The 25,474-nt window shown below is 37.0% G+C and carries 22 protein-coding genes and 2 riboswitches; of the genes, 4 read left to right on the forward strand and 18 right to left on the reverse strand.

All coding sequences use genetic code 11. The features are described from left to right. Nucleotides 1–48 precede the first annotated feature (48 nt). Nucleotides 49–150: riboswitch (purine riboswitch) on the reverse strand. A 34-nt stretch (nucleotides 151–184) separates the two neighbouring features. From ACOZ9X_RS08235 to ACOZ9X_RS08250, 4 genes are all read right to left on the reverse strand, one after another. After that, nucleotides 185–1,606 (reverse strand): amino acid permease, encoded by a 1,422-nt coding sequence (locus ACOZ9X_RS08235; protein ID WP_423418252.1) that lies wholly within the window; start codon nucleotides 1,604–1,606, stop codon nucleotides 185–187. A gap of 84 nt (nucleotides 1,607–1,690) precedes the next feature. Further along, a riboswitch (Lysine riboswitch) is annotated at nucleotides 1,691–1,869 on the reverse strand. An 87-nt stretch (nucleotides 1,870–1,956) separates the two neighbouring features. Then, complete coding sequence (locus ACOZ9X_RS08240) at nucleotides 1,957–2,673, reverse strand: GDSL-type esterase/lipase family protein (RefSeq protein WP_423417761.1); 717 nt, start codon at nucleotides 2,671–2,673, stop codon at nucleotides 1,957–1,959. 184 nt (nucleotides 2,674–2,857) lie between these two features. Continuing rightward, nucleotides 2,858–3,481, reverse strand: coding sequence for a class D sortase (locus tag ACOZ9X_RS08245; RefSeq protein WP_423417762.1), 624 nt, complete (start codon nucleotides 3,479–3,481; stop codon nucleotides 2,858–2,860). Then, on the reverse strand, nucleotides 3,481–4,815 hold the full coding sequence (locus ACOZ9X_RS08250; RefSeq protein ID WP_423417763.1) for a processed acidic surface protein: 1,335 nt from the start codon (nucleotides 4,813–4,815) through the stop codon (nucleotides 3,481–3,483). Before ACOZ9X_RS08250 ends, ACOZ9X_RS08245 begins: the two co-directional genes overlap by 1 nt. A 246-nt stretch (nucleotides 4,816–5,061) precedes the next feature. Here ACOZ9X_RS08250 and ACOZ9X_RS08255 point away from each other — a divergent pair, with 246 nt between their 5' ends. Continuing rightward, the gene (locus ACOZ9X_RS08255; protein WP_423417764.1) at nucleotides 5,062–5,781 is read left to right on the forward strand and encodes a DsbA family protein; all 720 of its coding nucleotides are present in this window, start codon (nucleotides 5,062–5,064) and stop codon (nucleotides 5,779–5,781) included. 2 nt (nucleotides 5,782–5,783) lie between these two features. After that, nucleotides 5,784–6,191: a disulfide oxidoreductase gene (locus tag ACOZ9X_RS08260; RefSeq protein ID WP_423417765.1), complete on the forward strand. Its 408-nt coding sequence runs from the start codon at nucleotides 5,784–5,786 to the stop codon at nucleotides 6,189–6,191. 79 nt (nucleotides 6,192–6,270) lie between these two features. Here the strand turns inward: ACOZ9X_RS08260 and ACOZ9X_RS08265 are convergent, their stop codons facing one another. The 9 genes from ACOZ9X_RS08265 to ACOZ9X_RS08305 form a co-directional block, all read right to left on the reverse strand. Beyond that, nucleotides 6,271–6,987 (reverse strand): YebC/PmpR family DNA-binding transcriptional regulator, encoded by a 717-nt coding sequence (locus ACOZ9X_RS08265; protein ID WP_423417766.1) that lies wholly within the window; start codon nucleotides 6,985–6,987, stop codon nucleotides 6,271–6,273. A 116-nt stretch (nucleotides 6,988–7,103) separates the two neighbouring features. Next, nucleotides 7,104–7,793, reverse strand: coding sequence for a response regulator (locus ACOZ9X_RS08270; protein ID WP_423417767.1), 690 nt, complete (start codon nucleotides 7,791–7,793; stop codon nucleotides 7,104–7,106). A 12-nt stretch (nucleotides 7,794–7,805) separates the two neighbouring features. Further along, a complete protein-coding gene (locus ACOZ9X_RS08275) occupies nucleotides 7,806–9,377 on the reverse strand; it encodes an ATP-binding protein (protein ID WP_423417768.1) in 1,572 nt (523 codons plus the stop codon). Nucleotides 9,378–9,442: 65 nt separating this feature from the next. Continuing rightward, nucleotides 9,443–10,969, reverse strand: a complete 1,527-nt coding sequence (locus ACOZ9X_RS08280; RefSeq protein WP_423417769.1) for a tripartite tricarboxylate transporter permease — start codon at nucleotides 10,967–10,969, stop codon at nucleotides 9,443–9,445. A 12-nt stretch (nucleotides 10,970–10,981) separates the two neighbouring features. Continuing rightward, nucleotides 10,982–11,443 (reverse strand): tripartite tricarboxylate transporter TctB family protein, encoded by a 462-nt coding sequence (locus ACOZ9X_RS08285; RefSeq protein WP_423417770.1) that lies wholly within the window; start codon nucleotides 11,441–11,443, stop codon nucleotides 10,982–10,984. Between the two features lie 57 nt (nucleotides 11,444–11,500). Continuing rightward, nucleotides 11,501–12,517 (reverse strand): Bug family tripartite tricarboxylate transporter substrate binding protein, encoded by a 1,017-nt coding sequence (locus ACOZ9X_RS08290; RefSeq protein WP_423417771.1) that lies wholly within the window; start codon nucleotides 12,515–12,517, stop codon nucleotides 11,501–11,503. Nucleotides 12,518–12,684: 167 nt separating this feature from the next. Next, the gene (speD, locus tag ACOZ9X_RS08295; RefSeq protein ID WP_423417772.1) at nucleotides 12,685–13,503 is read right to left on the reverse strand and encodes an adenosylmethionine decarboxylase; all 819 of its coding nucleotides are present in this window, start codon (nucleotides 13,501–13,503) and stop codon (nucleotides 12,685–12,687) included. 333 nt (nucleotides 13,504–13,836) lie between these two features. Beyond that, a complete protein-coding gene (locus ACOZ9X_RS08300; RefSeq protein WP_423418253.1) occupies nucleotides 13,837–15,054 on the reverse strand; it encodes an MFS transporter in 1,218 nt (405 codons plus the stop codon). A gap of 62 nt (nucleotides 15,055–15,116) precedes the next feature. Continuing rightward, entirely contained in the window at nucleotides 15,117–18,437 is a 3,321-nt protein-coding gene (locus ACOZ9X_RS08305; RefSeq protein ID WP_423417773.1) for a hypothetical protein, read from the reverse strand. Nucleotides 18,438–18,672: 235 nt separating this feature from the next. Here ACOZ9X_RS08305 and ACOZ9X_RS08310 point away from each other — a divergent pair, with 235 nt between their 5' ends. Continuing rightward, the gene (locus ACOZ9X_RS08310; RefSeq protein WP_423417774.1) at nucleotides 18,673–19,692 is read left to right on the forward strand and encodes an acyltransferase; all 1,020 of its coding nucleotides are present in this window, start codon (nucleotides 18,673–18,675) and stop codon (nucleotides 19,690–19,692) included. A gap of 88 nt (nucleotides 19,693–19,780) precedes the next feature. Further along, the gene (locus ACOZ9X_RS08315; RefSeq protein ID WP_423417775.1) at nucleotides 19,781–21,181 is read left to right on the forward strand and encodes a hypothetical protein; all 1,401 of its coding nucleotides are present in this window, start codon (nucleotides 19,781–19,783) and stop codon (nucleotides 21,179–21,181) included. 45 nt (nucleotides 21,182–21,226) lie between these two features. Here the strand turns inward: ACOZ9X_RS08315 and ACOZ9X_RS08320 are convergent, their stop codons facing one another. The 5 genes from ACOZ9X_RS08320 to ACOZ9X_RS08340 form a co-directional block, all read right to left on the reverse strand. Further along, complete coding sequence (locus ACOZ9X_RS08320; RefSeq protein WP_423417776.1) at nucleotides 21,227–22,417, reverse strand: alanyl-tRNA editing protein; 1,191 nt, start codon at nucleotides 22,415–22,417, stop codon at nucleotides 21,227–21,229. A gap of 118 nt (nucleotides 22,418–22,535) precedes the next feature. Beyond that, nucleotides 22,536–23,300 carry a MerR family transcriptional regulator gene (locus ACOZ9X_RS08325; RefSeq protein ID WP_423417777.1) on the reverse strand — a complete coding sequence of 255 codons (765 nt, stop codon included), beginning with the start codon at nucleotides 23,298–23,300 and terminating at the stop codon, nucleotides 22,536–22,538. A gap of 147 nt (nucleotides 23,301–23,447) precedes the next feature. Continuing rightward, nucleotides 23,448–24,023: a hypothetical protein gene (locus ACOZ9X_RS08330; RefSeq protein ID WP_423417778.1), complete on the reverse strand. Its 576-nt coding sequence runs from the start codon at nucleotides 24,021–24,023 to the stop codon at nucleotides 23,448–23,450. A gap of 7 nt (nucleotides 24,024–24,030) precedes the next feature. Continuing rightward, nucleotides 24,031–24,471 carry a GtrA family protein gene (locus tag ACOZ9X_RS08335; protein ID WP_423417779.1) on the reverse strand — a complete coding sequence of 147 codons (441 nt, stop codon included), beginning with the start codon at nucleotides 24,469–24,471 and terminating at the stop codon, nucleotides 24,031–24,033. Next, nucleotides 24,425–25,462, reverse strand: a complete 1,038-nt coding sequence (locus tag ACOZ9X_RS08340; protein ID WP_423417780.1) for a glycosyltransferase family 2 protein — start codon at nucleotides 25,460–25,462, stop codon at nucleotides 24,425–24,427. Before ACOZ9X_RS08340 ends, ACOZ9X_RS08335 begins: the two co-directional genes overlap by 47 nt. Nucleotides 25,463–25,474: the final 12 nt, after the last annotated feature.

The raw sequence follows: 25,474 nt of genomic DNA on the forward strand, positions 1-25,474 counted from the left end.
TAAATAATCGGAACACATAAATAGCCCAATACATCTATAGAAGGATGCATGGAAGTTTGCGTCACTCGTAGTCAAACCCTTAACGGGGGTTTGGTAGAAACTTGCAGGCCATATCCCTGCGATTATACGAGCTGTATGAAGTTAACTCACATTATACGTTAAACGATTGAAAAAGAAAACCTCTTTAAGCGACTTTACGATTTTTACTGCTTTTAGGCGTAAATCTTTGAAAGACCGGATATACAAGGAAACCTAAGAAAAATAATCCCATTCCTAAAGTGAAGGTCTTTGTATCCGATGTTCCCGAAATAATAACCCAGCTCGAGTAGATGAATGCTAATAAGGCAATTGCACCATCTCTTACGCGTGAACCTTTTATCTCGTTATAGGTTTCTCCACTATAGATAAGCTTTAAAAAGTAAATAGCAGAAATTAAGTAAGGGATCAAATAAGCTAGCGTTGCTGAAGTAGTTAAGAACGCGTATGCTTCACCAATCGTACCTGAAATCGTAGAAAAGATAAAAATTTGAGACATGATGTTTGTAACAGCTAATGCGTTCACTGGGCTTCCGTTCTTATTCACTTTAGCGAAGAAAGCGGGAAACACACCAGATTTAGCTGCTTGATATGGAACTTCTGAACTTAACAGAATCCAGCCGATCGTTGAACCGAATAATGAGATAACAGCTAACAATCCCATTAAGGAAGCTCCCGTATTCCCAATCAGAACGGATAATACATCAACAAAGGGTTTATCTGAATCCATGAGAACTTCTCGTGGAAGAACATTCATCGTAAGTAATGTCGTGATCATGTAGATACTTAACGCAATAAGCAGACCTACGATCGTTGCTTTTTTTACATCTCGTTGTGAAGAAGCTCTTCCGGATAAGACAACAGCTGATTCGATCCCCACAAAGGCCCATAATGTAGCAATTGCAGCCATATTGATCTGACTACCTAATCCATGAGAGATTCCTGCATCATCTACAATCGGGAAGTAAGCATCAGCAAAGATGGTTGACTCTACTGCGAAGAGTGCAGCCACAATAAATAACATAAATCCGATAACTTTAGAAGCAGTTGCCACGAAATTAAGTTTACCTGCTCCGTTCATGCTCTTGATTAAAATAAAATGTGTGAACCATAGAAGAACGGTACACACTGCAAACGTAATAAGCTTACCTAGCTGAATATCTTGACTGAATACTGTTCCGATAACTTTTGAACTTCTCATCATTGGAAAAAATGTTGATAAATATCCAGCAAAACTCGTGATGATTGCAACGTTGCTGATCCAATTTGCCACCCAATATCCCCAAACCATACTAAATCCTGCTACATTACCTGCTTTTGGATTGGAGAACAAAGCTCTGGCATAGCTTTGAGGACCTGCTGTCAATTCGGGTTTTCTTATGGCTAGTGACCCAAAGACTAAAGCGATCATCAATACGCCAAATCCTGTAACTGCCCATGCAGCTGTAACGCCAAGTGGACTAGCTGTTTGAGCCAATGTGTTCGGTAACATGAAGATTCCCGAGCCTACCATGTTTCCAACGACAAATGCCGTTAGCAGCCACACACTCCAATTATTATTTTTCATGATGTAAGTACCTCCTGTTGATATAAAGCCAATAAAAAAACACGTATGGAAATGCCCATACGTGAATATAATCAGCATCCTCCAAAAATCTCTCATAGCTCAACGCAGAAAGTTCTGCGACAGTTCTGCACTTGTTCAATGCAGCCCCAATGGGTTGTTACGTGGATATCAACCCATTTCGGCATCAATTCCTTTTAAACTGTTGTCAAAAGCACCACTTGCCTCTAACAGTTCTACTCATAATTCATGCGACCTCTACCTCACAGAGATTAATGTGAGGACTTTTATTTAATTCATTTAGTGTAACGTTTTGTAGATTAACAGATTGTTCTTTCTGCGTCAATGTTTATCCATTATTTATAATCCGAACTCTGCCTGATGGTCTCATATACTCTTTTTCCGATTAATGCGTATCCTTTTTCATTAGGATGAAGTTTGTCAGAGAAATAATCACGTTTATTCTTGTCGATGAAGAGGTCATCCGTGCGTATATAAGCAGTATTTTTATTTTTCTTTGTCACTTCAATTGTGGATTGATTCCAATTTGATACAGCCTTGTTGACAACCGCCATATCACTCCATTCAGCTTTCGGATTATAGATTCCTAATATATAAATGGTCTTTGGATTTTCTTTATTTTGTACCTGTTGTATGATCTGGTTCAGGTTCTCCTTATAGATTTCCTCGTTTGCTGCAAGCTCTTCTTTGTTGAATTTCGTTAATAGATCAGTGCTCTTCAGAAAATCATTCGTACCAATATTGATGAAAATCACATCAGAATTTTTAGCTGTCTTTGCTATTTCAGGATTTTCCAACCGCTTACGTAAGTCTGTGCTTGTATCATTTGGAACCCCAAAGTCATGTACAACAAGATGTTTGTTTAAATCCTCTTCATACCGATCTTCAACATCTCCTATATACCCATTATCTTTTGTATCACCTAATCCGTATGCGAGTGAATCTCCAAGAGCAGTAACTTCCATTTCTTTGGAATTGAAGGAGTATACTCCAAAAGCAATGCCTAAGACAATAATGGTACACGCTATCATTATCAATGATATTTTCTTCATGTTCCTACCTCCGACTTTCTAGTTGTTTAATCTAAGTATGTATCAGGGGGAATTTCTTTAGACCCTTATGCATTATTGGTATTCATACCTGTTTTGGTTAGCTTTTAAACAAATGATGTTTACACCTGGTGAAAATCCGGCAAAAAAAAAAGACAACAGAAATCGTTCATGTTGTCTTAGAAGATTATGTTAACTTTTGTGATATCAAGTCTGCTACAAGAATATAACGCTCAGGTGATGCACCTATAAAGTTGAAAGGATAACATGTGGATACAGTTAATGTTGCTCTTGGTTTAGGTACGATGACCGTCCTGTCATCTTTATCAACGATGCGCACATGTCTAATTTTATAAGTAAAGGTACCTGCTGACGTTTCTACGATCAACTTGTCACCCTTTCCTACCTCACCTAACTTGCGGAAAACAGTATCTCGATGTCCAGAAAGAACCGAATTATCCTGTTCTCCAGGTAAGACACTTTTATCAAAATGACCTACACCTTTTTCTAACTCCTCTTCATCAGTTCCATGAAAAATAGGTAGTGTAGCATTTAATTTTGGTATGAGCAAGTTACCAATATTCTCACCTTTATTCGGTCTTATCGAATAAAGGGGTTCTTTATTTAAGTTTTCTTTGTGCTGTTTTGAGGGTTTTTCCCCACTCTTTACAATCTTTGTCTGACCTGTATGAAAGAGCATATACCCTTTTATAAATGTATAAGCATTGGATGTACTGAACCAAAAACCGAGTAAGATTAATACAAATGAAAAGATAAGAAGTATCTTTCGAATGCTACCTCTTGTTCTCATTAGATTCCTTTAACGCGAAATCTTCTAAATAGGTATATACCTGCCGCTAACACAACTAATCCAATTAAGGAGTTCTCTAAATGGTTTGTAGCGGTTTTAGGAAGTTTTCCGCCTTTCACTGTTTTTACAGGTAGACTTGATTTCGTCGGTGCTGCAGAAACAATCTTTTCAACTTTTTGAATATCTTTTCCTGTTTCTTGTATCAGTTCAGATCCAAACATGTCGGCTGTAATGCGGATATCAGCTAATAGTTTTCCATTCAGATTATATATTTCCATGATAAGATCATTTCCATTTGTCGTTTCCATCTTCATTAAAGCATCCATGGAAACAGGTTGTTTTTGTCCATCAACAACCAGATAATACTTTGTCTCAAGTTGTAATAGTTGTTTCATCTCAGAAAAGATGGAAAGAAGTTCAGCAACTTGTTCGGAAGTAAGTTCGTCTGCTGTTTCAAAATCTTCAAACGCCATCATTCTTTCGGCAAGAGTCATCATCTGATCAAGGAACACAGGATCTTCCCAATTCAGAGTCTCCATATGAGTCAAAAGATTTTCTATTTCTGTTTCTGTTAAATCAATCTCTGTAAATAGATCCTCGATATCATCACCCAAATAATCATCGCCATTTATATAAAAATCAACGGCTCCTTCAAGATCTTCAATGTATTCGTAGTTTTCTCTCGAATCATCATTTTCTTTTAATAAAGCATCTAGTTCCGCAAGGGAAGCTAAGTTGTAATCTTTTAATAGCTGTTGAAGGTTTTCATCATTAATAAGAGTTCCTTCCCAATCGTCTCCATTAATATAATAATCAACCGACCATTCCAGGTGTTCGATATATTCGTAGTTTTCACGTGAATCATCGTTTTCTTCCAATAAAGCATCCAGTTCTTCAATGGATTTTAAATCGTAATCATTTAATAACTTTTGAAGGTTTTTATCGTCTATTGGTGTGCCAATCATAAAATCAACTTCGTCGAACAATTCCTCTTCAAAAATAATATAAGTTCCATCAAGAACATCTTGTCCTTCTTCGATATTTCCATATTCCACAAGAAGTTCATTTAGTCTTTCGCGGCTGATGTCAAACTCTTTTAACACGGATTGAACACCCGCTTCTGATAAAGGCGTACCCAGTTCATCTACCGATTCAAAATCTTTTAAAGCCCACTCTTTACTGTTCAAATATGCAACAAAATCCTTGGAGTTCCACCCGATCTCTTGTAAGAACGCTTTATACTCTTTGTCGTTTGCATTGATCGCGAACGCTGATAACGGCAAAATGCCGAGGCTAATTGTGATAGCCAATAAGAAAGTTACAACCTTTTTCATCCCTGACCCCCAGAAAACTTGTTTAATATAATTTCTAAAAAATTATACTGCCAAAATTCTCTTTTGCATACAAGTTTTTTTATTTAAAAGAGAAATTAGGTATTATCTATTCTTTTCTTATAAATCACTTGTTAGTGTTTCCGCCTAAAACAGAATGTTCATGATTTCTTCATTGTAAATACCTTCAATTTTGTTTACGATAAAAGTAACTTCTTTTTATTTAGTAAAAATTCTACGAGGTGAACAATGGGTAAACAAAAAAAGAATAAGGCATATGTAAACAGCTCAAAGAAAAAGAACAACTCTTCTCCTGTTTGGCTTTTTTGGACGATTGGTATTTTGACTCTAGGATTGATTGTTTTTCTTTTCAGCGGTGCACTTGATTCTAATGATACGTCCACGGCTGATATTTCTTATGAAAACCAGCCTTACTTAGGTGAGAAAGATGCCGCTGTTAATATTATTGAGTTTGGAGATTACAAGTGTCCGGCATGTAAGAACTTTAATGAGTCATTCTTCCCGCTTATTGACAAAGAACTGATTCAAACAGGAAAGGTGAAATTCTATTTCTTGAACTATCCGTTTATTAATGTAGATTCAGAAAGATCTGCTATCTTTGGAGAAACCGTTTATAAAGAATTAGGGAATGAAACGTTTTGGAAGTTTCATAAAACACTATACGAAAAGCAGCCTGACGATCAGAATCTAGAACGACAAGATATCTTTACCGAGAAATTTTTAACAGAAACACTTGGTGAAGTGACTTCAGATGAAGATGTTAAGAAAGTAACAGAAACATGGAAGAACAAGGACATTGAAAAAGCATTAAAAACAGATGAAACACTTGTAAGTGATCTTGGTGTAACAAGTACACCTACATTATTTGTTAATGGTAAAAAGTTTGAAGGTACATCTTTAGAAGATTTAAAGAAAATGGTTGATGATGCTGAGAAGGAGAGTAAGTAAAGGTGGTTAATAAGCCTTTGTTGATCGCCTGGATTACATCAATCGTTTCCTTGGTAGGAAGTCTGTTTTTTAGTGAGGTCATGAAGTTTGTGCCATGTAATTTTTGCTGGTATCAGAGGATATTGATGTATCCATTAGTAATTGTGCTAGGTGTAGCATTTTATCAACAAGATCATAAAGTCACACGTTATGTCCTTCCTCTATCCATTCTGGGCATCATCGTTTCGGGCTATCATTATGCTCTTCAAAAAATACCTGCATTAAAGGCTTTTGAGGTATGTACATCAGGTGTTCCATGTTCAGGTCAGTATATCAACTGGCTAGGATTCATTACGATTCCACTTCTTGCGTTCGTTGGATTTATGATCATTACGATCTGTATGTTATGGATGAGAAAGCAATCGAATTGATCGGTTGCTTTTTCTTTTGCTCTAACAATAAAAAAGAGCCAGCCTTCTAAAAAAGGACCGGCCATTCACTTGAATAGAACTATTTTAGATCTACGTTATGATACACTTGCTGCACATCTTCTAAATCTTCTAAAGCATCGATTAATTTCTCAAACTGAACCTGTGATTCTTCAGAGAGTTCCACATCGTTTTGTGCAAGCATCGTTAGTTCTGCAACAGAAAACTCTGTAATCTCTACATTCTTAAACGCTTCTTGTACAGCATGAAACTGATCAGGTTCAGCGTAAACGATAACAGATTCATCTTCTTCGATCACATCACGAACATCTAGATCTGCTTCCATCAACAATTCCAAAACATCATCAGCTGACTTTCCTTCTAGCCCAATTACAGCTGTTGCATCGAACATGTAAGATACTGCACCAGAAACACCCATGTTCCCATTATTTTTATTAAAAGCAGAACGTACTTCCGCTACTGTTCGATTCACATTATTCGTCAATGTATCTACAATAATCATCGATCCGTTCGGACCAAAGCCTTCATAACGCAGTTCATCATAATTTTCGTCAGAACCACCTTTTGCTTTTTCAATCGCACGGTCGATGATGTTTTTAGGTACGCTATATGTTTTTGCTCGTTCTAAAACAACCTTTAACGACTGATTGGATTCTGGATCAGGCTCACCCTGTTTTGCAGCCACATAGATTTCACGGCCAAACTTAGCGTAAATTCGGCTAGTATTGGCGTCTTTTGATGCCTTTTTCTCTTTAATATTATTCCATTTACGTCCCATATTGCTCACTCTCTTTCAACTATAAATCTATGTAGAACATTATACATCAACTTAACTAATATTTAGTAGTATAAGAATCAAAACGAAAAGCAACCTGATAACCAAGCCGCTTTTAGCTAACGTCCATATTTATAAATTCTTTCTGGTCTGCCTACACCACCATAAGTGATGTCTGCTTTTGCTTTTTGTTCTGAAACGAGATATTCCAAGTATCGCCTTGCGGTTGTTCGGCTAACTCCGGTGCGCTGTCCGAGGTCTTCTGCAGTAAAACCTTTTTTGTGCTGCATCAGTATACTCAATATTTTTTCTAGTGTAATAGGATCTATTCCTTTTGGAAGTAAGAATGGTTCAATCTCGATTTTTTCGCGTTTTAACAAAGAATCGATCATGTTTTGATTGATTTCTTTATCAGCTGACAGTTGTGTGATAGATCGCTTATAATCGTTAAATTGCAATAAGGTATCTTTAAACCGCTGAAAGATTACAGGCTTTACTATATAATCAAAAATACCATCCTCTAGAGCGTGTTTTAAGGTTTTCACCTCTGTTGCAGCTGTTACCATAATGACTTCCATTCCTCGAAATTCACTTCGAATCCACCTTAGCAGGTCGAGTCCATTCATATCTGGAAAATATATATCTAAGATAACTAAATCAGGTTTTAATATGGAAATCTGTTCTTTTGCTTCTTCCTCGTTTAATGCAATGCCACATACAGAAAAGCCTTCTATTTTTTCAACAAATTTCCGGTTTATCTCAGCAATACGAATGTCGTCTTCTACGATAAAAACTTCCCATGAGCTCATGATGTCTATCCTCTATTCTTTCGGGATTATAACGGTGAAAAGCGTTGTATCAGCTTTTGTTCTCTCATAAAAGATTTGACCGTTTAATACTTCTACCGCTTGTTTGATCAGAAATAAACCGTATCCACGATCTTGTCCTTTTGTAGAGAATCCCTTTTTATATAACATATTAGCGATATTCTCAGGAATTCCTTCTCCATTATCTTCAACTTCCATGATCAGCTGTTCACCAAAATCAGAAAGACTGATTTTTACGATTGGCTCATGCGTTCTCGATTCCAATACAGCATCCATTGCATTGTCTACTAGATTTCCAATAATGGTAACTAGTAATTGTCTGTCCATCGAATCAGGTATATCTTTTAATTGACTGGCAGAATCAATTGTAAAGGCAACTCTCAGTTCGTTTGAACGATTAAACTTACCGATTAACAAACCGCCTATATAAGGATCAGAAATTTGATCCATAATAAATTGTGTAAAGTATTGATGAACATTTGATTCTTTCGTAATGATATCTTGTGCCTCTTGATAAGAACCTAACTGAATTAGACCTGATATTAAATACAGTTTGTTTGAGAATTCATGAGTTTGGGCTCTTAAGCCCTCACTATAGCTTTTAACTTGTGCAAGTTCCTCATTTAATCGGTAAAGCTCATCTCTGTTTCTAAATGTCGCAACAGCCCCTATTACTTGGTCATGATTATCTAATATAGGAATGCGATTTGCGATAACTTTCGTGTTTCCAAGTTTCATCTGTTCGTCAAATTCATTTTGACCAGAAGCAATGACATCAAGTAATCTTGTATTCGGAATGGCTCTTAACACATTTTTGCCGATTAGATTCTCACTTCCTATTTCAAGCATCTGAAGTGCGGTGTGATTTACGAGTGTTATTTCACCTTCCCGATTAACAGCGATCACCCCTTCTCTTATCGCTTCTAAGATCGCGCTTTTTTCTTTGTATAACAATCCGATCTCTTTTGGTTCTAATCCATGGGTGGCTCTTTTTACTCCTTTTGCAATCAGTACAGATCCAAGTGTTCCTAGCAGCAAAGTAATCGTGCCTATAATGATAATCTTTAATTTATACGGCCAAATATCTTCTTTGATTTGATCGGTTAGAAAACCTACTGAAACTAATCCAATAATTTCGCCATCATTATTTCTAATAGGTGATTTTCCTCGCACAGCTGGACCAAGAGAACCTGTTGCTTCCGTTATACTCGGTTCACCTGATAAGGCTTTTTGGTTGTCACCACCTACCATTTTCTTTCCGATTCGTTCTTTAATGGGGTGTGAATAACGGACACCTTCTTTGTTCCCAACTACGATGTAATGAGCTCCCGTTTTCTTTCTGATCTTTTCTGCATAAGGCTGAATTGATTTAGAGGGATCATCTCTTTCAAACGCATCAATAACAAGTGGGTTGTTACTTACCGCATAAGAAACACTTAGTGCCCTCTCCCCAATTTGACTCTTCATCGTGTCCTCGAACATATTTTGAAAGATAACCGCTAATATGGCAATAACTAAAAAGATTAGGGAACAGCTGATGATAATTAATTTTGTTTGCAGTTTCATAGTTTCCCTCCGTAAAAATAAAAAAGACTTTCTCAGAATAGAAAGTCTTCTCTACCTATCTTCTTTTATCCTTCAACGTTTACAACAACATTTTTTCCTTTTAACCGCAGAACAAAAGGTATGAGAATCCATAGAACGGCGCAAACCAAGAAAAATGCAGATATAGGTTGTTGAACAAATACCATAAAATCACCGTTTGATGTTGTTAACGCACGCCTCATGTTGTTTTCAATCATTGGTCCTAATACTAAGCCGAGTACAAGAGGAGCGATTGGATAGTCGTTCTGTGCTAACAAATATCCAGCAAGTCCAAAGCCGATCAATAAGAACAGATCGAACGTGGTTACTTGTACGGCGTAAACACCAAAGACAGAGATAGCAATAATAATTGGCAGCAAGTATTTAGCTGGTGTTTCAATAATTTTCGCAAAAACCTTAACAAGTGGCATGTTAAGGATGAGAAGCATCAAGTTTCCGATAAACATCGAAGCGATTAACCCCCAAGCCACGTCCGGGTGATCACTAAATAATAAAGGGCCTGGCTGAACGTTATACATGATAAGAGCTCCCATAAGAATCGCTGTCGTTCCAGATCCCGGAATTCCAAGTGTTAATAATGGTATCATCGCTCCTCCCGAAGCAGCGTTGTTTGCTGACTCAGGAGCGGCAACTCCAGCAATTGCTCCTTTACCAAACTTTTCAGGATTTTTACTTATCTTCTTTTCAGCGATATATGAGAAGAAAGAAGCGAGTGTTGCACCTGCACCTGGTAAGACACCAATAAAGAATCCTAAAAAAGAACCTCGGGCAATCGGTCCAGCACTTTCTTTTAAATCTGCTCTAGAAGGGATAACTCTCCCAACTTTCGCTACCTTTTCTGCATCTTCTTCCTTATGCAGAACCGTCTTAAATACCTCGCCTAATGCAAAGAGACCAACAGCAACCGTTAAAAATTCAAGTCCTCCAAATAGAACAGGAATATCATAGGTGAATCGAGCAACACCAGAAACCGCATCGATTCCGATCGTGGCGATCAAAAGTCCAGTTACGGTCATCATCCATGCTTTCGTGATCGATCCTCCCGCCAAGCCACTAACTGCTGCAAGGCCTAACAGCATTAAAGAGAAATACTCTGCAGGTCCGAATTTCAATGCCATCTCTGAAAGTGGATCTGCTAATAATACCAATCCGATGATGGAAACAATTCCGGCAAAGAAAGAACCGATGGCTGCGATCGATAAGGCAGCTCCTGCTCTGCCTTGCCGAGCCATCTGATAACCATCAAGTGTTGTAACAACAGATGAAGATTCACCAGGTGTGTTTAAAAGAATGGATGTAGTAGATCCACCGTACATGGCTCCATAATACACACCCGCTAAAAGAATGATAGAACTTGTGGCTGCTGCAGAAGGATCCATTCCGCTAGTAAAAGTAGCTGTTACAGGAATTAAGAGTGCAACACCACTCATCGGTCCAATTCCAGGTAAGACGCCTACTGCCGTTCCAATTAATACACCGATAAATGCAAAGAATAGATTTTGTGGCTGTATCGCTGTTTGAAACCCTTGCATTAAAAAATCCATAACTCCCATTCTAAAACCCTCCTAACTAAACCAAATTGGCATTCCAGGCAAAGAACCTTCCAACACAACAACGAATAAGAAATAGACAAAGAATGAGAATGCCAAAGCAATGATTCCATTTTTTATCCAACTTCCTTTTTCCATTGCTTGAAAGGAAACATACAAAAATAAGAAAGTACTTAATATATAACCTAGTGTTTCGATGAAACCTGCGTACAGAAGGCTTGCAGTTAAGATAATGATAAACCTTTTAATCTGTAAGCTTTCTTTGTTCTTTTTTTCTTTTTGTATATTTTTAAAAGATTCAAGAAAGAGTTTAACACTAAGTAATATAAGAATAAGTCCTAAGAGAAAGGGAAAAACGTTAGGTCCGACTTCACTTCCATAAGCACTTTTCGAAATGTTGCGGCTTTCTATTAAAAAAGCTGCTCCAAGTAAAGCAAATAAGATGCTTGCATAACGATCAAATTTTCCTGTTTGCAAAGTACTTCCCTCCTTATTTGAAAAAAGGAGAAGTAGAAATACTTCTCCATGTCACACCTATTTATTCATTCCTAATGATTTCAACAAGTCTTTGACTTGTTTTTCTTGATCTTTTAAGAAGGTTTCAAATTCTTTACCATCTTTAAATTCCGATTCCCAACCGTTCCGCTCTAGCTCTTCCTGCCACTCTTTACTTTCATTTAATTTCTTCAATGTTTTGTCCCAATATGCCACTGCACTATCAGACATCTCTTTCGGTCCGAAGACACCTCTCCAAATCGTAAATTCTGCATCGATTCCAGCTTCCTTAAATGTCGGAACATCTGCCAGGTCACCTTTTAATCGTTCTGTTGAAGAAATACCAAGCACTTTTACTTTTCCAGCTTTTAAATATTCACCTACCGCAGAAGCATCTGTTGCAATATAATCTGCATTCCCCCCCAATAGAGCCGCAATTGCTTCACCACCGCCATCGTATGAAACATACTTGACTGTTTTAGGATCAATGCCAGATTTGTAAGCAGGTAGAACAGCTACGAGATGATCCATGGATCCTGGTGCCGATCCTCCAGCTGCTGTGACAGACTTTGGATCTTTTTTAACAGCTTCCATCAATTCTTTTAGATTGTTATATTTTGAATCTTCTTTTACAACGATTGCCCCAAAGTCTTTTGTTAATTGTGCAAGAGGTGTCGTATCTTTGAAGCCGTACGGACTATTTCCTTCTTTTTTCAAGTTATTGATCAAGATCGGCGGAGAGTTCACATAAAGCTTGTAATCATCTTTCTTATGCTGTGTCGCAAATTCTGCAAGATAGACAGCTCCGCCTCCTCCAGGTTTGTTTTCAACAGTCATCGTTTGGTCAACTGTTTTCGTTTCACCTAGAATTTTGGTCAACGAACGTGCCGTAAGATCCCAACCGCCTCCAGCACCCGATGGAGCAACTACTGTTATTGGCTTTTTCGGATAATCAGATTCTCCTGCATTTGAACCTGACCCTCCGGTACTACAAGCTGTAAGTGAAGAAAGTATAACGCCTGCTACAAGCCAATTTTTCCATTTCTTCGTTTTCATTATTCAAATCCCCCTCTTTTATGTTATGGTAGCGCTTTCATTTTCTTTTCATTATCCTACCATTCATATTTTTAAATGGAAGTTTAACAGCATAAAATGCATTTTGTTCATATTGTTCACAAAAAAAAAAGACCACTAAGAATACCTTAGTGATCCATTACTTCCTGTTAACGTTTTGATGAATTTATGTTTCTCCCGTAAAAAATTTCATCCATCTCAGCATTGATCAGTCCTGTGATGTGTTCTTGAGTATCGCTATCTATTTCATCCTTTGTATAACCAAAAAGATAGTTATTGAGTTCAAAATTCTTTAATTTGCATTTTGTGTGAAAGATATTTTCTTGATAGATATTTGTATCGATCATGGTATAGGTTTCTTTAATATTTGCAGACAAATAGTTTTGTATTGAACTGATATCATGATCAATAAATAACTTGTGACCTTTTATATCTCTTGTAAATCCTCTAACCCGATAATCCATCGTCACAATATCCATATCAAATGAGTTAATCAGATGGTTAAGTGCTTTAAGCGGTGAAATTTCTCCACAAGTAGAAACATCGATATCAGCTCTAAATGTACTGATTCCTTCTTCTGGATGAAATTCAGGATATGTATGAACGGTTAAGTGGCTTTTATCAAGCTGCATCACAACAGATTCTGGCATTGCTGTGGAATTCTCATCAAATGTATCTGTTGGTACTTCAACAATGGGGCCTTCCGAAACAAGTACAGTTACACTAGCTCCTTGAGGCACATAATCTTGTTTGGCAATATTCAGAACATGAGCTCCAATCGTATCGGAAACGGTTTGCAGAATATTCGTAAGTCTTTCTGCATTGTATTGTTCATCAATATATTCAAGATAAGCTTCTCGTTCTTCTCTCGTTTTTGTATAACAAACGTCATACAGATTAAAGCTAAGTGATTTAGTAAGATTATTAAATCCGTGTAAAGTAATACGCTGATCTGGTGAAATAGACATATGTTAGATTCCCCTTATGTTTAGACATTCAAGATTCATTACAACAATGATGGAAATATATCTATATTACCCATTTACACGATTTAAAAAACGGTTTGGAGTTGAAATGGTTTCAACACCACTTTATAATGGTTTGTTTTTGGCAGTAAATTAAGGATTTAAATGTTGAATCCAAAAGTTTCTTACATCAATCCACGAGTTTTTGCTGTTTATCCGCGAGTTTACATTCCTCGACACTTATCGACACACGCCTCTTCGAGATTCAGCTAGAGCTAACACGAAACAAAAAAAAGATCCTCAAAAGCTTAGGATAGCTTTTGGGGATCTTTACATTTATGCTTTCTCAACTTCAGCCACTGGAACAACCTTTTGGCGAATTAGTGGTAGCATCGTTAATATACCGATTGCAAATAGAAGTGCTGCCCCTTCAAACATCAATACAAGGGAAAATGTTTCTTTTAGCCAACCGGTAATAGACATCGTGAGAACCATCGCACCCATAAATAATGGGTTTAATATTCCGTTCACACGGCCGATGAATTTAGCCTCTGTATTTTGCAGAATAAGTGTATTAATACCAATGTGAACGCACGGCATGAAAAGACCACTTATGAACTCGGCAGATAAGGTTAACCAGAAATGTTCGGAGAATCCCATAATCATAAATCCGATCGCACTTGCTCCCATTCCTAGAGCCAATAATAATTGTGGTTTTACTTTGCTAGCGATTCCGATGGTTAAACCTCCACCTAAAATCATTCCAGTACCGAAAGCGGCCATGAGCCATTGAAGTTCCTCTTTTGGAAGGCCAAGTTGCTCTGTAACTAAGAAGACCGTTAACGGCTGTGTTAAGCCTAAAGCTAATCCGGCTACGGCGAAACACGCACCTAGCAAAGTTAACGAACGTCTGTTGAGCACATAGTTGAAACCTTCTTTCATCTCTAACCAAATAGATGGTTTCGTTTCTTCTTTTTCTACTTCTTCATCAGGAGGAAGTAGCAGAAGAATTACAGCAGACAATACGAACGCGATTCCCATGATTGCGATCGCAGCTGTAATCCCAAATTGTTGGTATACGTAAGTGCCGAGAATTGGTCCTAGAATCATAAAAACAGCAAAAAGTGTTTGATACATCGACATCCCTAACTGAACCATCTCCTCAGGTACATGAATCTTAAATAACTTCATACCTGATGGCTGAGAAAATTGAGACAAGATCGATGAAACAAGTGTTGCAAAGAAGATGACTTTCCAGCTTCCAAAAAGCAGCGTTAATAATACGACAAAGATAGATACAGCGCTTAATAAATCACACCAAATCATCGTCTTTTTTGGTTTCCATCTATCAGCGAACGTTCCTCCAATGAAAGAAAACAAAAAGATTGGAGCGAACTCTGCTACAGATATTAAAGATACAGCGATTGGATTTTCGTTCGTTTTTTCTATCACGTACAATAGGATCGAATAGTTACGTACCCATATCCCAATCTGTAAAAAGAGTACCGAAAAAAGAATGGTACGAATTACTTTGTTTTGAAAAAGCATACCCATTGTAATCTTGGGTTTGATTTGATCTTGCTCCACTTCATTAATCCCCCTTATTCGAAGAGAAGTTACTTCCACTCTCCAAACCAATGTTTCCATTTATTTAAAATTATATCCTTTAATGGTGGAGAATCAATTCCTTTTTGTTTCTTGAATTCATTATAGCTAGCAAAACCTATAAGAAGGATACCTGTTATTAATAAGTATACCCACCATGGCATGTTCCCCCAATATGGACGCGTTTGAACCAATACATTCAGAAGTAGTACGATTATTCCAGTAAAGAAATAACTTTTTTGTTTTGAGATAAATCCATAAATGATACTAAGAAATGATAAAGAACCAAGTATGATCGCATCCATGACTTGATAGCTCTCAATCGCATCGATCATCAATGTTATCCCTATTACACCTAGTAAAACATATTGAATCACATTAGCTATTTGTTCCGAGATGTCCCACATTTTCCTTGTGATCACATAACTTAATAAGATCCACGGCAGTACAATAAGTTCAGTCTGAATAATCTCTGGAATTTCAAATTGATCAAGAAGTGAATAATAAGAGAACAGGACAAGCAAGCTGGAACATGTTTTGAATATTCTCTTTCCGATCAAAACTTCTGAGAATCGATTTCCTTGAACGTAAAAAAGAATAGCAAGTATGAATAGACCAATCGTTGTTAACAGATTTTCCGATCGCACCAATCCTGTAAGTACATGGATCAATCCAAAAGCTGCAAAGAAATCAAATTGAACATAATCAGATACGCTGTATAGCTTTTTAAAGAAATACATACCTGCCAATGAAATCAGTATGCCTGAGGAGAACCAAGCTAGTGAATACATTTCAGCGGCTATTCGATTCAGAAACAACCATTCTTCCAAATCGATCATTAAATAGATCAACATGATCACTGATGTGTATTTCCAGTACCCCTTTAACGATTGATAGAACAATATAAATCCGATCAGTGCTGCTGTATGAATAATAAGAAAGACTTCATCAGATCCTCTAATCGTTATATACTCTCCTAAGAAAATGACGGAAAAAGGTACAAGGAAAAATCGTAATCGTGTTTTCCATTGATTATTTAAAATAAAATAAAACCCTGCCAGAAGAATGCTGTAAAGAACAGGTCCCTCATTCGTCAGCCATCCTTTAATCAAGTAATGGAAACCAATAGCTAAAAATATCAAACTAGCATAAAGATTGCACCTGATTTCGTATTCTTTACGAGCATGGTATACGTAAATTCCATACAGGGCCGCAAGTAAAATGAACGGAACGGTTGAAGTTGTTATGAGTAAAGCATAAACACCTAAGATTAAGGTGATTAAGTGTGATACAGCTTTCGTTGGATATTCACTGCTTGAATCGAGTTTTTGGAATATCTCGCTACTCATTAATAACGAATATGAAATGATGATGAACGCATAAACGGATTCCTCAGTACCTAATGTGATTCCAAGTAGATCTGTCACATTATACAGTGTAAAGAAAAATGCAATCTGTATACCAGAGAACCCAATTGACCAATTAAAATGTTTAGTGAAAAACCATAACACTGTCATTAGAAAAATAGATGATGAAATCTTGAGCCACGTAAAATCACTTTCGACTAAAATGACCAGGAAATTTAAAGTTGCCGTTATGGTTGTAAGGGAAACAAATGAAGTCGCAAGCTCCTTCTGCTTTCTTTGCCAATGATAGACTACTAAATTGACGACACTGCCAAGAAGTAAAGAATATGATAATGTCGGTGATGGCAAGTACTTCATCCCCAACAGACAGAAAGCAAAAAAAGTAAAAATCGGCACTAGCCAGATGGCTAACATTCTTTCTTTTCCATTCTCAATAAAGAAATGACGAACAGAAAGTATGGTTAAAATGCCTGAAATCATACTTCCTTGGCCATAATGAGCGAGCTCCAAGGATAAGAGGAAACTAATAAGTAATCCTCCACCGCCGACTAATAGACTTGCTCTGATCAGTGGTTTGAGATACTGTCCGATAGAATAAGCTAATGCGCTTGAGATACCGATTGCTAGTGTCCAATGATCTTCAAAGTTATCACCGGTCACATGATACACTTCCATAAACGCACAGAAAAGGTAGAACGGTGCTAAAAGTCTAAAAAAGGAAAACGTAAAATTGTAGCTTAAGAATACAAAGTTACCAGCTAAAACAAGATACCCTAATAACAACCACACACTGCCTTCTCCTACAGACAATAACACGCCTTCAACGGTTATATATAAGAAAGCAAATATAGAGATTACTCCATTAGCAAGCTGATAATATTTTTTTAATACTGTATCTGAAAAATTAGCAACCACCACTAATACGAGAGGTATAAGTACGATCAGAAACAAACGATACTCTATTAACAGAGTGTGTTGAATTAACTGATAAAGACCGTACGTGATAAAACCGATAAAGAACAGTTCATATTCTTTTCTTTGATTGACCATTCTCATCGACAAATATAATGCAGCGGTTAAGATTATATTAAAACTTTGGTAAAGTTGATTCTCAAACAAGATTAATATGAACAGCGTCGATAGAATCAAGTTAACTTGTATAAACAAAGGCAAGATTTGAAGAAATATAGATTGCTTTCCTTTTTTGTAATGATACAAAAGAATAAATCCTACATTTCCTAACGCATATACAAAATAAAAAGCTTCCTTTGTTAATCCAAAAGAGAGGATTATATACGCATACCCAATTGCAATAGCAACATAAGTAAGCCAACTGTATAGCTTGGATTTAAAGTACATTCCAAAATAATAATAGATCGGGGTACAGACGACAGTCGTCATAACGCCTAATATATATCTACCCTCGCCATAAAAACTGAGCCATTCCCCAAATAGTTCAAAGTAACCCGCTGAAAGTACGGTAATTGGAATAAACAAAGCAAACAGAACAAAGAATGTAAACGCCGTTTTTCTGATCTGAAGTATTTTTTCAGAAAGTACGCCCAGACCACCAAATAATAAGGCGATCCCTCCAACTAACATTGTTTTGGTAATCGAACTAAACACATCCCAGTTGCTCGTAGCTAGAGTAAGTCCTCCTAATAAAAGCAGAATTACACCCGCTGCCATTATGGTTGTAATATTTCTTTCTCTTCTCTGTTCAGATGTAATTTCCACTTTCGGTTTTGTTGGTGGAGGAGTTATTGTTTTTACTGGCTGTGGCTTTTCTTTAGGTTCATCACTCGTAACTTCTGCTGTATGTAAAATTGATTCGTTGATTTCTTTTTTTCTAACATCTTCTCTATATCTGTAATAACCGTCGAGCACGTTTAAGTAATCCTTCTTTTTTACATATCCTCCTTCTTTTAATTCATTAAGATCTTTAATAAATCTGGACTGGTCCATTATTTGGCCCCCTAATCTTCTCCTTTGTTGAATGTATGTAACAAAAAGAAAAGAGATAACATTCATGTTACCTCTTTTCTTTAACGTACGTTTTAACAGTAATAATTTTACATTAATTCCAGTTCAGTGTCACTCTATACAATTGTAAAAGTATGAGGAAATTAGGCATCGTTTTTGGAATGACAAAGATATGTTCATACTATTAATAGTATATATTTTTAAAGGTGGCACAGAAATGGCTCGCATTTATTCCATTGATTATATAAAATTTTTCGCGATTTTTGCTGTAGTTGTGATACACGTTTTTCCTCTAGATGGTTTTACTGGTTATTTTATTATTGATAATGCCGCTAGATTTGCCGTACCCTTCTTCTTTGCAGCATCTGGCTACTTTTTTGCACAAAAGATGAAACATAATGAAGCTCCTTTTTACTATTTAAAAAACTATGTTATAAAGCTGGTTAAACTTTATTTAGTGTGGCTGATTTTTTATACAAGTTATGATGTTCTGCTTGTTCTCTTAGATGGAGTTGCTGTTCAGGAAAAGCTGACGTCATACTTTGAACAATTTACGCTGTTAAATCTCATTTATTATGGAAAAGGAACGAGCGGATATCAGCTCTGGTTTTTGACAGCATTAATTTGGTCAACAATCGTCATTTTTATATTTTTTAAGTTTAAACAAATAACAGTGCTCTTTTTGATTAGCTTTGGTTTAAACTTGCTTGGCCTTTTAGGGCAGGCATACACGATGTTTATTAAATTTCCAATCAACAGTTCACGTGATGCCATGTTCTTTGGTTTGTTTTATACAACACTTGGCGTAATGTTTGCATTAAATAATCAACTTAATAGCTTAAAAAAAATAAGTGGACAGACGTTTCTGGGTCTTGCTCTTATCGGTGTAGTTGTTCAAGCAATGGAAGGATACATTTTAGATAAAGTATTATCAGGTAGCCATGGTGAATATTTTTTCTCAACGATTCTTTTAACCGCCTTCTTATTTTTATTTGCTCTTCATTATAAATCGTTAGGAAAAGGTTTATACATAACAAAAGTAGGGGCTAATGCTTTAGGTATATATATCATTCATGTGTTTTTCTTGGATGTATTTAATAAATTTATTAAATTATTAAATTTGGATTGGTTATCTGAGAACTTCATATGGAATTTGTGCTATACCCTTTTTATCTTTACCATCTCGTATTTCACTTATGATTTTTTTCAAAAAATAAAACGCAGCATAAAGCAATAAAAGTTCCTCTCACCCCTTTTCCTCCCCATCATATTCTGTATTACATTACGAAAGGGCTAATCACCCATTTCACAGGGGAGGAATATAGATGGGCGTTGAACTTACGGCGCTGCATTGGATTTATGTTGTGTTTATCGGTTTAATTATCGGGTTCATGGTAAAGAGGCGTGATACTACTTTAATATGTATTGTCGGTATCTTTTTAATTGCCATTTCAGCAACAGGTTCATTAAGCGGATCAATCAGTAGTATATTTAATAGTTTTATATATGCGATAACAGAGCTTCTTCCTACGATCCTTGTTATCTCTATCATCGTTGCCATGAGCAGAACATTGACCACGACAGGAATTAATGACGTAATGATCTCGCCATTTTCAAAACTAATTCGTACTCCGGGGCTTGCTTATTGGACGATAGGGATTCTTATGATGATTATTTCGTGGTTTTTCTGGCCATCCCCTGCAGTCGCGCTTATGGGTGCAGTGCTTCTTCCAGTAGCCATTCGAGTTGGTCTGCCAGCTCTAGGAGTAGCCATGGCCATGAACTTATTTGGTCACGGTATAGCTCTTTCGGGCGACTTTATCATTCAAGCTGCTCCAAAATTAACGGCTGACGCTGCCGGACTTCCTGTAAGCGATGTAATTAGTGCAAGTATTCCACTCGTATTTGTGATGGGGTTCGTTACAACAATAGCGGCGTTTTACTTTTTAAAAAGAGATTTAAAGTCAGGAAAGTTAAATAGCAGTACAGGGCTTACGGCTGATCCGGTAAGGGAAACAACTGATCAAGAATTAAGTCTGTTATCACAAGGACAGAAGCGGTTCTTTGCTCTGTTTATTCCTTTAATGTTTGCACTTGATGTCGTAGCCATGTCCATTCTCAATTTACAAGGCGGAGATGCAACAGCGCTGATCGGTGGGACTTCAGTCTTTATCCTTCTTTTAATTACGATGGTGAGTCATAAGGATAAGGAGTTAGAAAAAACAACTTCTTATTTAATCGATGGTTTTCAGTTTGGGTTTAAAGTTTTTGGTCCTGTTATCCCAATCGCAGCCTTTTTCTACCTTGGTGACTCAGGTTTTGCTAAGATTATTGGTGAGTTTCTTCCAAAGACATCTCATGGAATTGTAAATGATCTTGGTGTTGCACTTGCATCTGTCGTTCCATTAAGCAAGGAGATTGGTGCCATAACATTAACAGCTGTAGGAGCCATTACAGGTTTAGATGGTTCAGGTTTTTCAGGTATTTCGTTAGCAGGATCGGTTGCCAACATATTTGGAACAGCAATTGGTGCTGGCGCGGCTACTCTTACTGCATTAGGTCAGATCGCAGCCATTTGGGTTGGCGGAGGAACATTGGTGCCTTGGGCATTGATTCCTGCAGCAGCGATTTGTGGAGTCGATCCATTTGAACTGGCTAGAAGAAACGTAAAGCCAGTGACCATTGGTTTAGTTGTAACAACGATTGTGGCGATTTTCTTGATATAAAAAAGAGGAGTGTGGCGATAAACCTCACTCCTTTTCTGCTGCAAATCATTTGTTTAATCTCAAATCCTTCGATAGGCTCTCCTGAGCAAATTCTACAAAACGATGCATGTCTTCTGTTGAAGAAAAACCAGCTTGAGCGGATTTATCGCTACCGCCGCCTTTTCCGGTAAATGTGCTAAGGTTTTCTTTAAAAAACGTGCCGCACGGAATTTCTTTTGTTCCGTTATGCATTAATATAATACGATTATCTGGTATTGAAGCAAATAAAAGGACTAAATCATTTTCATTTACTATTTTTATTGCAAGCTCTTTTGTATCATCAAACGATTTTCCTTCAAATACATACGTAAGGAAATCGTTTTTTGCATATGTAAGAAGTTCTTTTGCTAAATAACTATTGTTCTCTTCTTTAACCCGCTTCATTTCTGCTTCCATATTTAGCTGATCAGCTTCCCACTTCTCTAGCCGATTTAAAACTTCATTTCGGCCGGTGTTAAACTTAGCAGATATCAACCCTAGAATCTTCAACGTCTCATTATAATCAAGAAGAGCTCGTTGTCCGCATTTGAAAAACAACCTAACCGCACCTTTTTGTTTTTCTGCTTTTAATAGTTTAATGATCCCAATTTCAGCTGTTGAACGGACATGTGTACCTCCGCAAGCGTTGTACTCAATTCCTTCAATTTCAACGATACGTATGTTCTCTGTAACTTTAGGCATTTTTAATAATGGTAATTGTCGAAGCTCTTCATCGGTAACAAGATAAGTATGTACCATTCTGCTTTTATAAATTTCTTTATTAACTGCTTGTTCGAACGTATCCATTTGATTTTGATTCAGCGCATCCATTTCAATATCGATCGTTGCATAGTCTGTTCCTAGATGAAAACTGATTGTGCGTACGTCATATAAGGAATAACAAACAGCAGATAATAAATGCTGTCCGCTATGATGCTGCATGTGGTCAAACCTTCTATCCCAATCTAACTTACAATTTACCGAAGATGTTTCAGGCATCCTTTCTAATTGGTGAATCACCTGATCCTGTTCAGTAAAAACATCTAAGACATTTATGCCATTAATGGTTCCAGTGTCATTCGGCTGGCCGCCACCTGTCGGATAAAAAGCGGTACCTTCTAAAACAACAAAACATTTCCCATCTTTTTCGAATGCTTTTTTGATGGTTGTTTTCCATTCGTCTGTATATGGCGATGAATAAAATAGTTTTTCGGTCATAACATGTCATCCCTTCTTACTCTTTATTCATAGTTTAAACTAACCTCTGTGAGGAATAAAACAAAAAGGAGATAACCTTGGATGGTTATCTCGCCTTTTAATAGGTCATGCTGAATGATTACTTTTTCAAACCTGTATAAATGTGGATAGCATCTCTTAAAAATTCAGCAGTTCCTGACTGTTCTTTATCATAATACGCTGTGAACCGTTCGTCATCCACATACATCTGTGCAAGTCCTGCGTGAGCTTCTTTGCTGTATTCGTTCCAGTACAACATGAGCCATTTTTTATGAAGATCAGCTGCTTTTTGAGCCAAATCACCCGCAGGGTCACTTGTTTTAAAGGCTTGAGCGAGTGTCGCGTGAATTTCCTCTGCTAGCTTTGTTGCACGATCATGCTCTCCCTGTGTCAGGTTTAACATCTTTTTGTTTGATTGATCTACCATTTGATCTCCGTATTTTTCACGAATCTCTTTACCATATTTTTGTTCGTTCTCTTCAACCATTTGCTTTTTAAACCCTTCAAATTTCTCTTTATCAGTCATCGTAATTCTCCCTTCGTTAGCTGCGATCGTCTGATCCACATTCGCGATTAGACGGTCTAACTGTTCTCGTTTGTTCAGGAGTTTTTCACGGTGTTCCTGGAGTGCATCTGCAGCATTGAATACTGGTGATGTTATGATTTCCTTTATTTGATCTAATGGAAGCCCTAGTTCTTTGTAGAATAGAATTTGCTGTAGTCTATTCACTTCAGCCTCACCATATATACGATATCCTGACGAGTTGATTCTTGCCGGCTTAAGAATTTCAATCTCATCATAATACCGTAAAGTTCTGGTGCTGACTCCCGCTAATAAACTAAGCTTCTGAATGGTATATTCCATGTGATCACCTCCTGACAATTCTCACTTTACACCTTTACGCAACGTGAAGGTCAATGGGTATTTTAGAAATTTTTTAAAAAAACTCGTAAAAAAAAACGCATATTATCTTGAAATATGCGTAAAATGTGGTTTTGTATGTTTGCTTATTTATGACATCTTAAATCTTCTTTTTGTTTTCACTGCCGCTATAGCTGCAATAACGATTGCTCCTGCCGTGTCGGCAAGTAAATCCACCATCGTATCAAAGTTTCCTCCGCCTTGTAAGGTCATATTAAAAAATTGATCCATACTGAATTCATAAATCTCCCACACAACCCCACCAAAAACGGAAAAGGCAAGTACGAATAAGAATACGAGCCAATAAGAAATATCATTCCTAGTATGTTGATGTGTCATTCGTTCAAAAAGAGCGATGGCCACAAATGCTAATAGGGCTCCACTTAATAGGTGTAAAAAGGTATCCCACCAGCCTAAATGGTAAAAGCCTAAAATGGACCCTAAATATTGTGAAGCAAATAAAAAGGCAAAATAAGATATCATAATCGGCATATTGAACTTAATTTTCGTAAAAAGGATTAAGCATAACGGAATAAGTCCGCAAAATATTGCCCCAAATGCAACCTGATAACTATGTGTTTCACCTTTCGTGTAATAATAAAAACAAAGGTAAGCCATAAATATGACGTACGCAGCACTTAGTATCAGAAGAAATTTCCGTTTCACGATATGGTCACCTCGTTTTATTAAATACCCAAAATTTTTGTCCAAAATAGTTCGCTAGTGTATAAAGACAAGCTCCGAATAAGACGGAAGCATCTTTATTGGTAAGGAGTATGAAGCTTGTATCGTTAAGAATTCCAGACCATATTAGATCGCTCATACCGTAAGCTCCAAAATAAGAAATTAAAAATACCGCCACAAAACGTATGCCGCTCGCTCCCAATGAAGTGTTGCTTTTAAACGTGAAATTACGGTTTAAAACATAACTAATTACAGCACCACTTGTGTTACCTGTAAATGTAGACATCCAATAGCTTAATCCAATTCCGTTCATTAAGAGAAAAATGATGGAGACTCCTATGCATGTATTTACGATGCCAACTAATAAAAAGCGGATAAAGGAGTTAGTTGGTTTCAGGAAGTTTTCGAAGGTTGAGATTATATGATTCATCTTTCACTCTCTGTGTATTTGTTAGTGGAAGCGGCTGTGTAAATGTTTTTGAATCTATTTCAACAATGTACTTTGGCCGGCGCTTTGACTCTTTGTAGATCTTTCCGATATATTCTCCGATAAGCCCTATCCCTATGAGTTGAAGCCCCCCAATCAGCCATATGGATGTAATCAGGGAAGTCCATCCCGTTTCGGTGTCTCCGATCCATTTTAAGGTGAAGAAATATATACCGAATAGAAGGCTGACTAAGAATGAAACAAGGCCTGTTATGAGAACAAATCTTATTGGGGTTACAGAAAAAGAAGTAATGCCATCGAATGCAAAGTATAGCATCTTTTTCAGCGGGTATTTTGTTTCTCCTGCTAAACGTTCTTTTCGATCATAATAAACCGAAGTTGATTTATATCCGATTAAAGGCACAATCCCTCGTAAAAACATATTAACTTCCTCAAATTTTTCAAGTTCCTGTAATGCTCGTTTACTCATTAAGCGGAAGTCTGCATGATTATAAACAAGGTTTACACCCATTTTATTCATTAATCTATAAAAGAACTCTGCACTGCTGCGCTTAAAAAATGTGTCACAATCTCTCTTTTTCCTCACACCATATACGATGTCATGTCCTTTTTTAAACATATCAACAAAAGTAGGAATGACATGAATATCATCTTGAAGGTCAGCATCAATGGATAAGACACAATCAGATGTATCTTTTGCAGTAAAAAGTCCAGCTAGTAAAGCATTTTGATGACCAACATTACGAGAAAGTTTTAATCCTCTGATATGATTGTCTGTTAAACTTCCTTTATGGATGATCGACCAAGTTAGGTCCTTGCTGCCATCATCTACGAACAACAAGTTACTTTCACTTGAGATCTGTTCTTCGCCTATCATTGTAATCAAAAGTTTATGCAAACAATCAATTGTTGTCGGCAATACCTCCTCCTCGTTGTAACAAGGAACAACAATCGTCAAAACCGGTTGTTTCATATTTGCCCTCCT

Origin of the sequence: Fictibacillus nanhaiensis, assembly GCF_049537595.1 — a bacterium.
GTDB classification, from domain to species: Bacteria; Bacillota; Bacilli; order Bacillales; family Fictibacillaceae; genus Fictibacillus; species Fictibacillus nanhaiensis_F.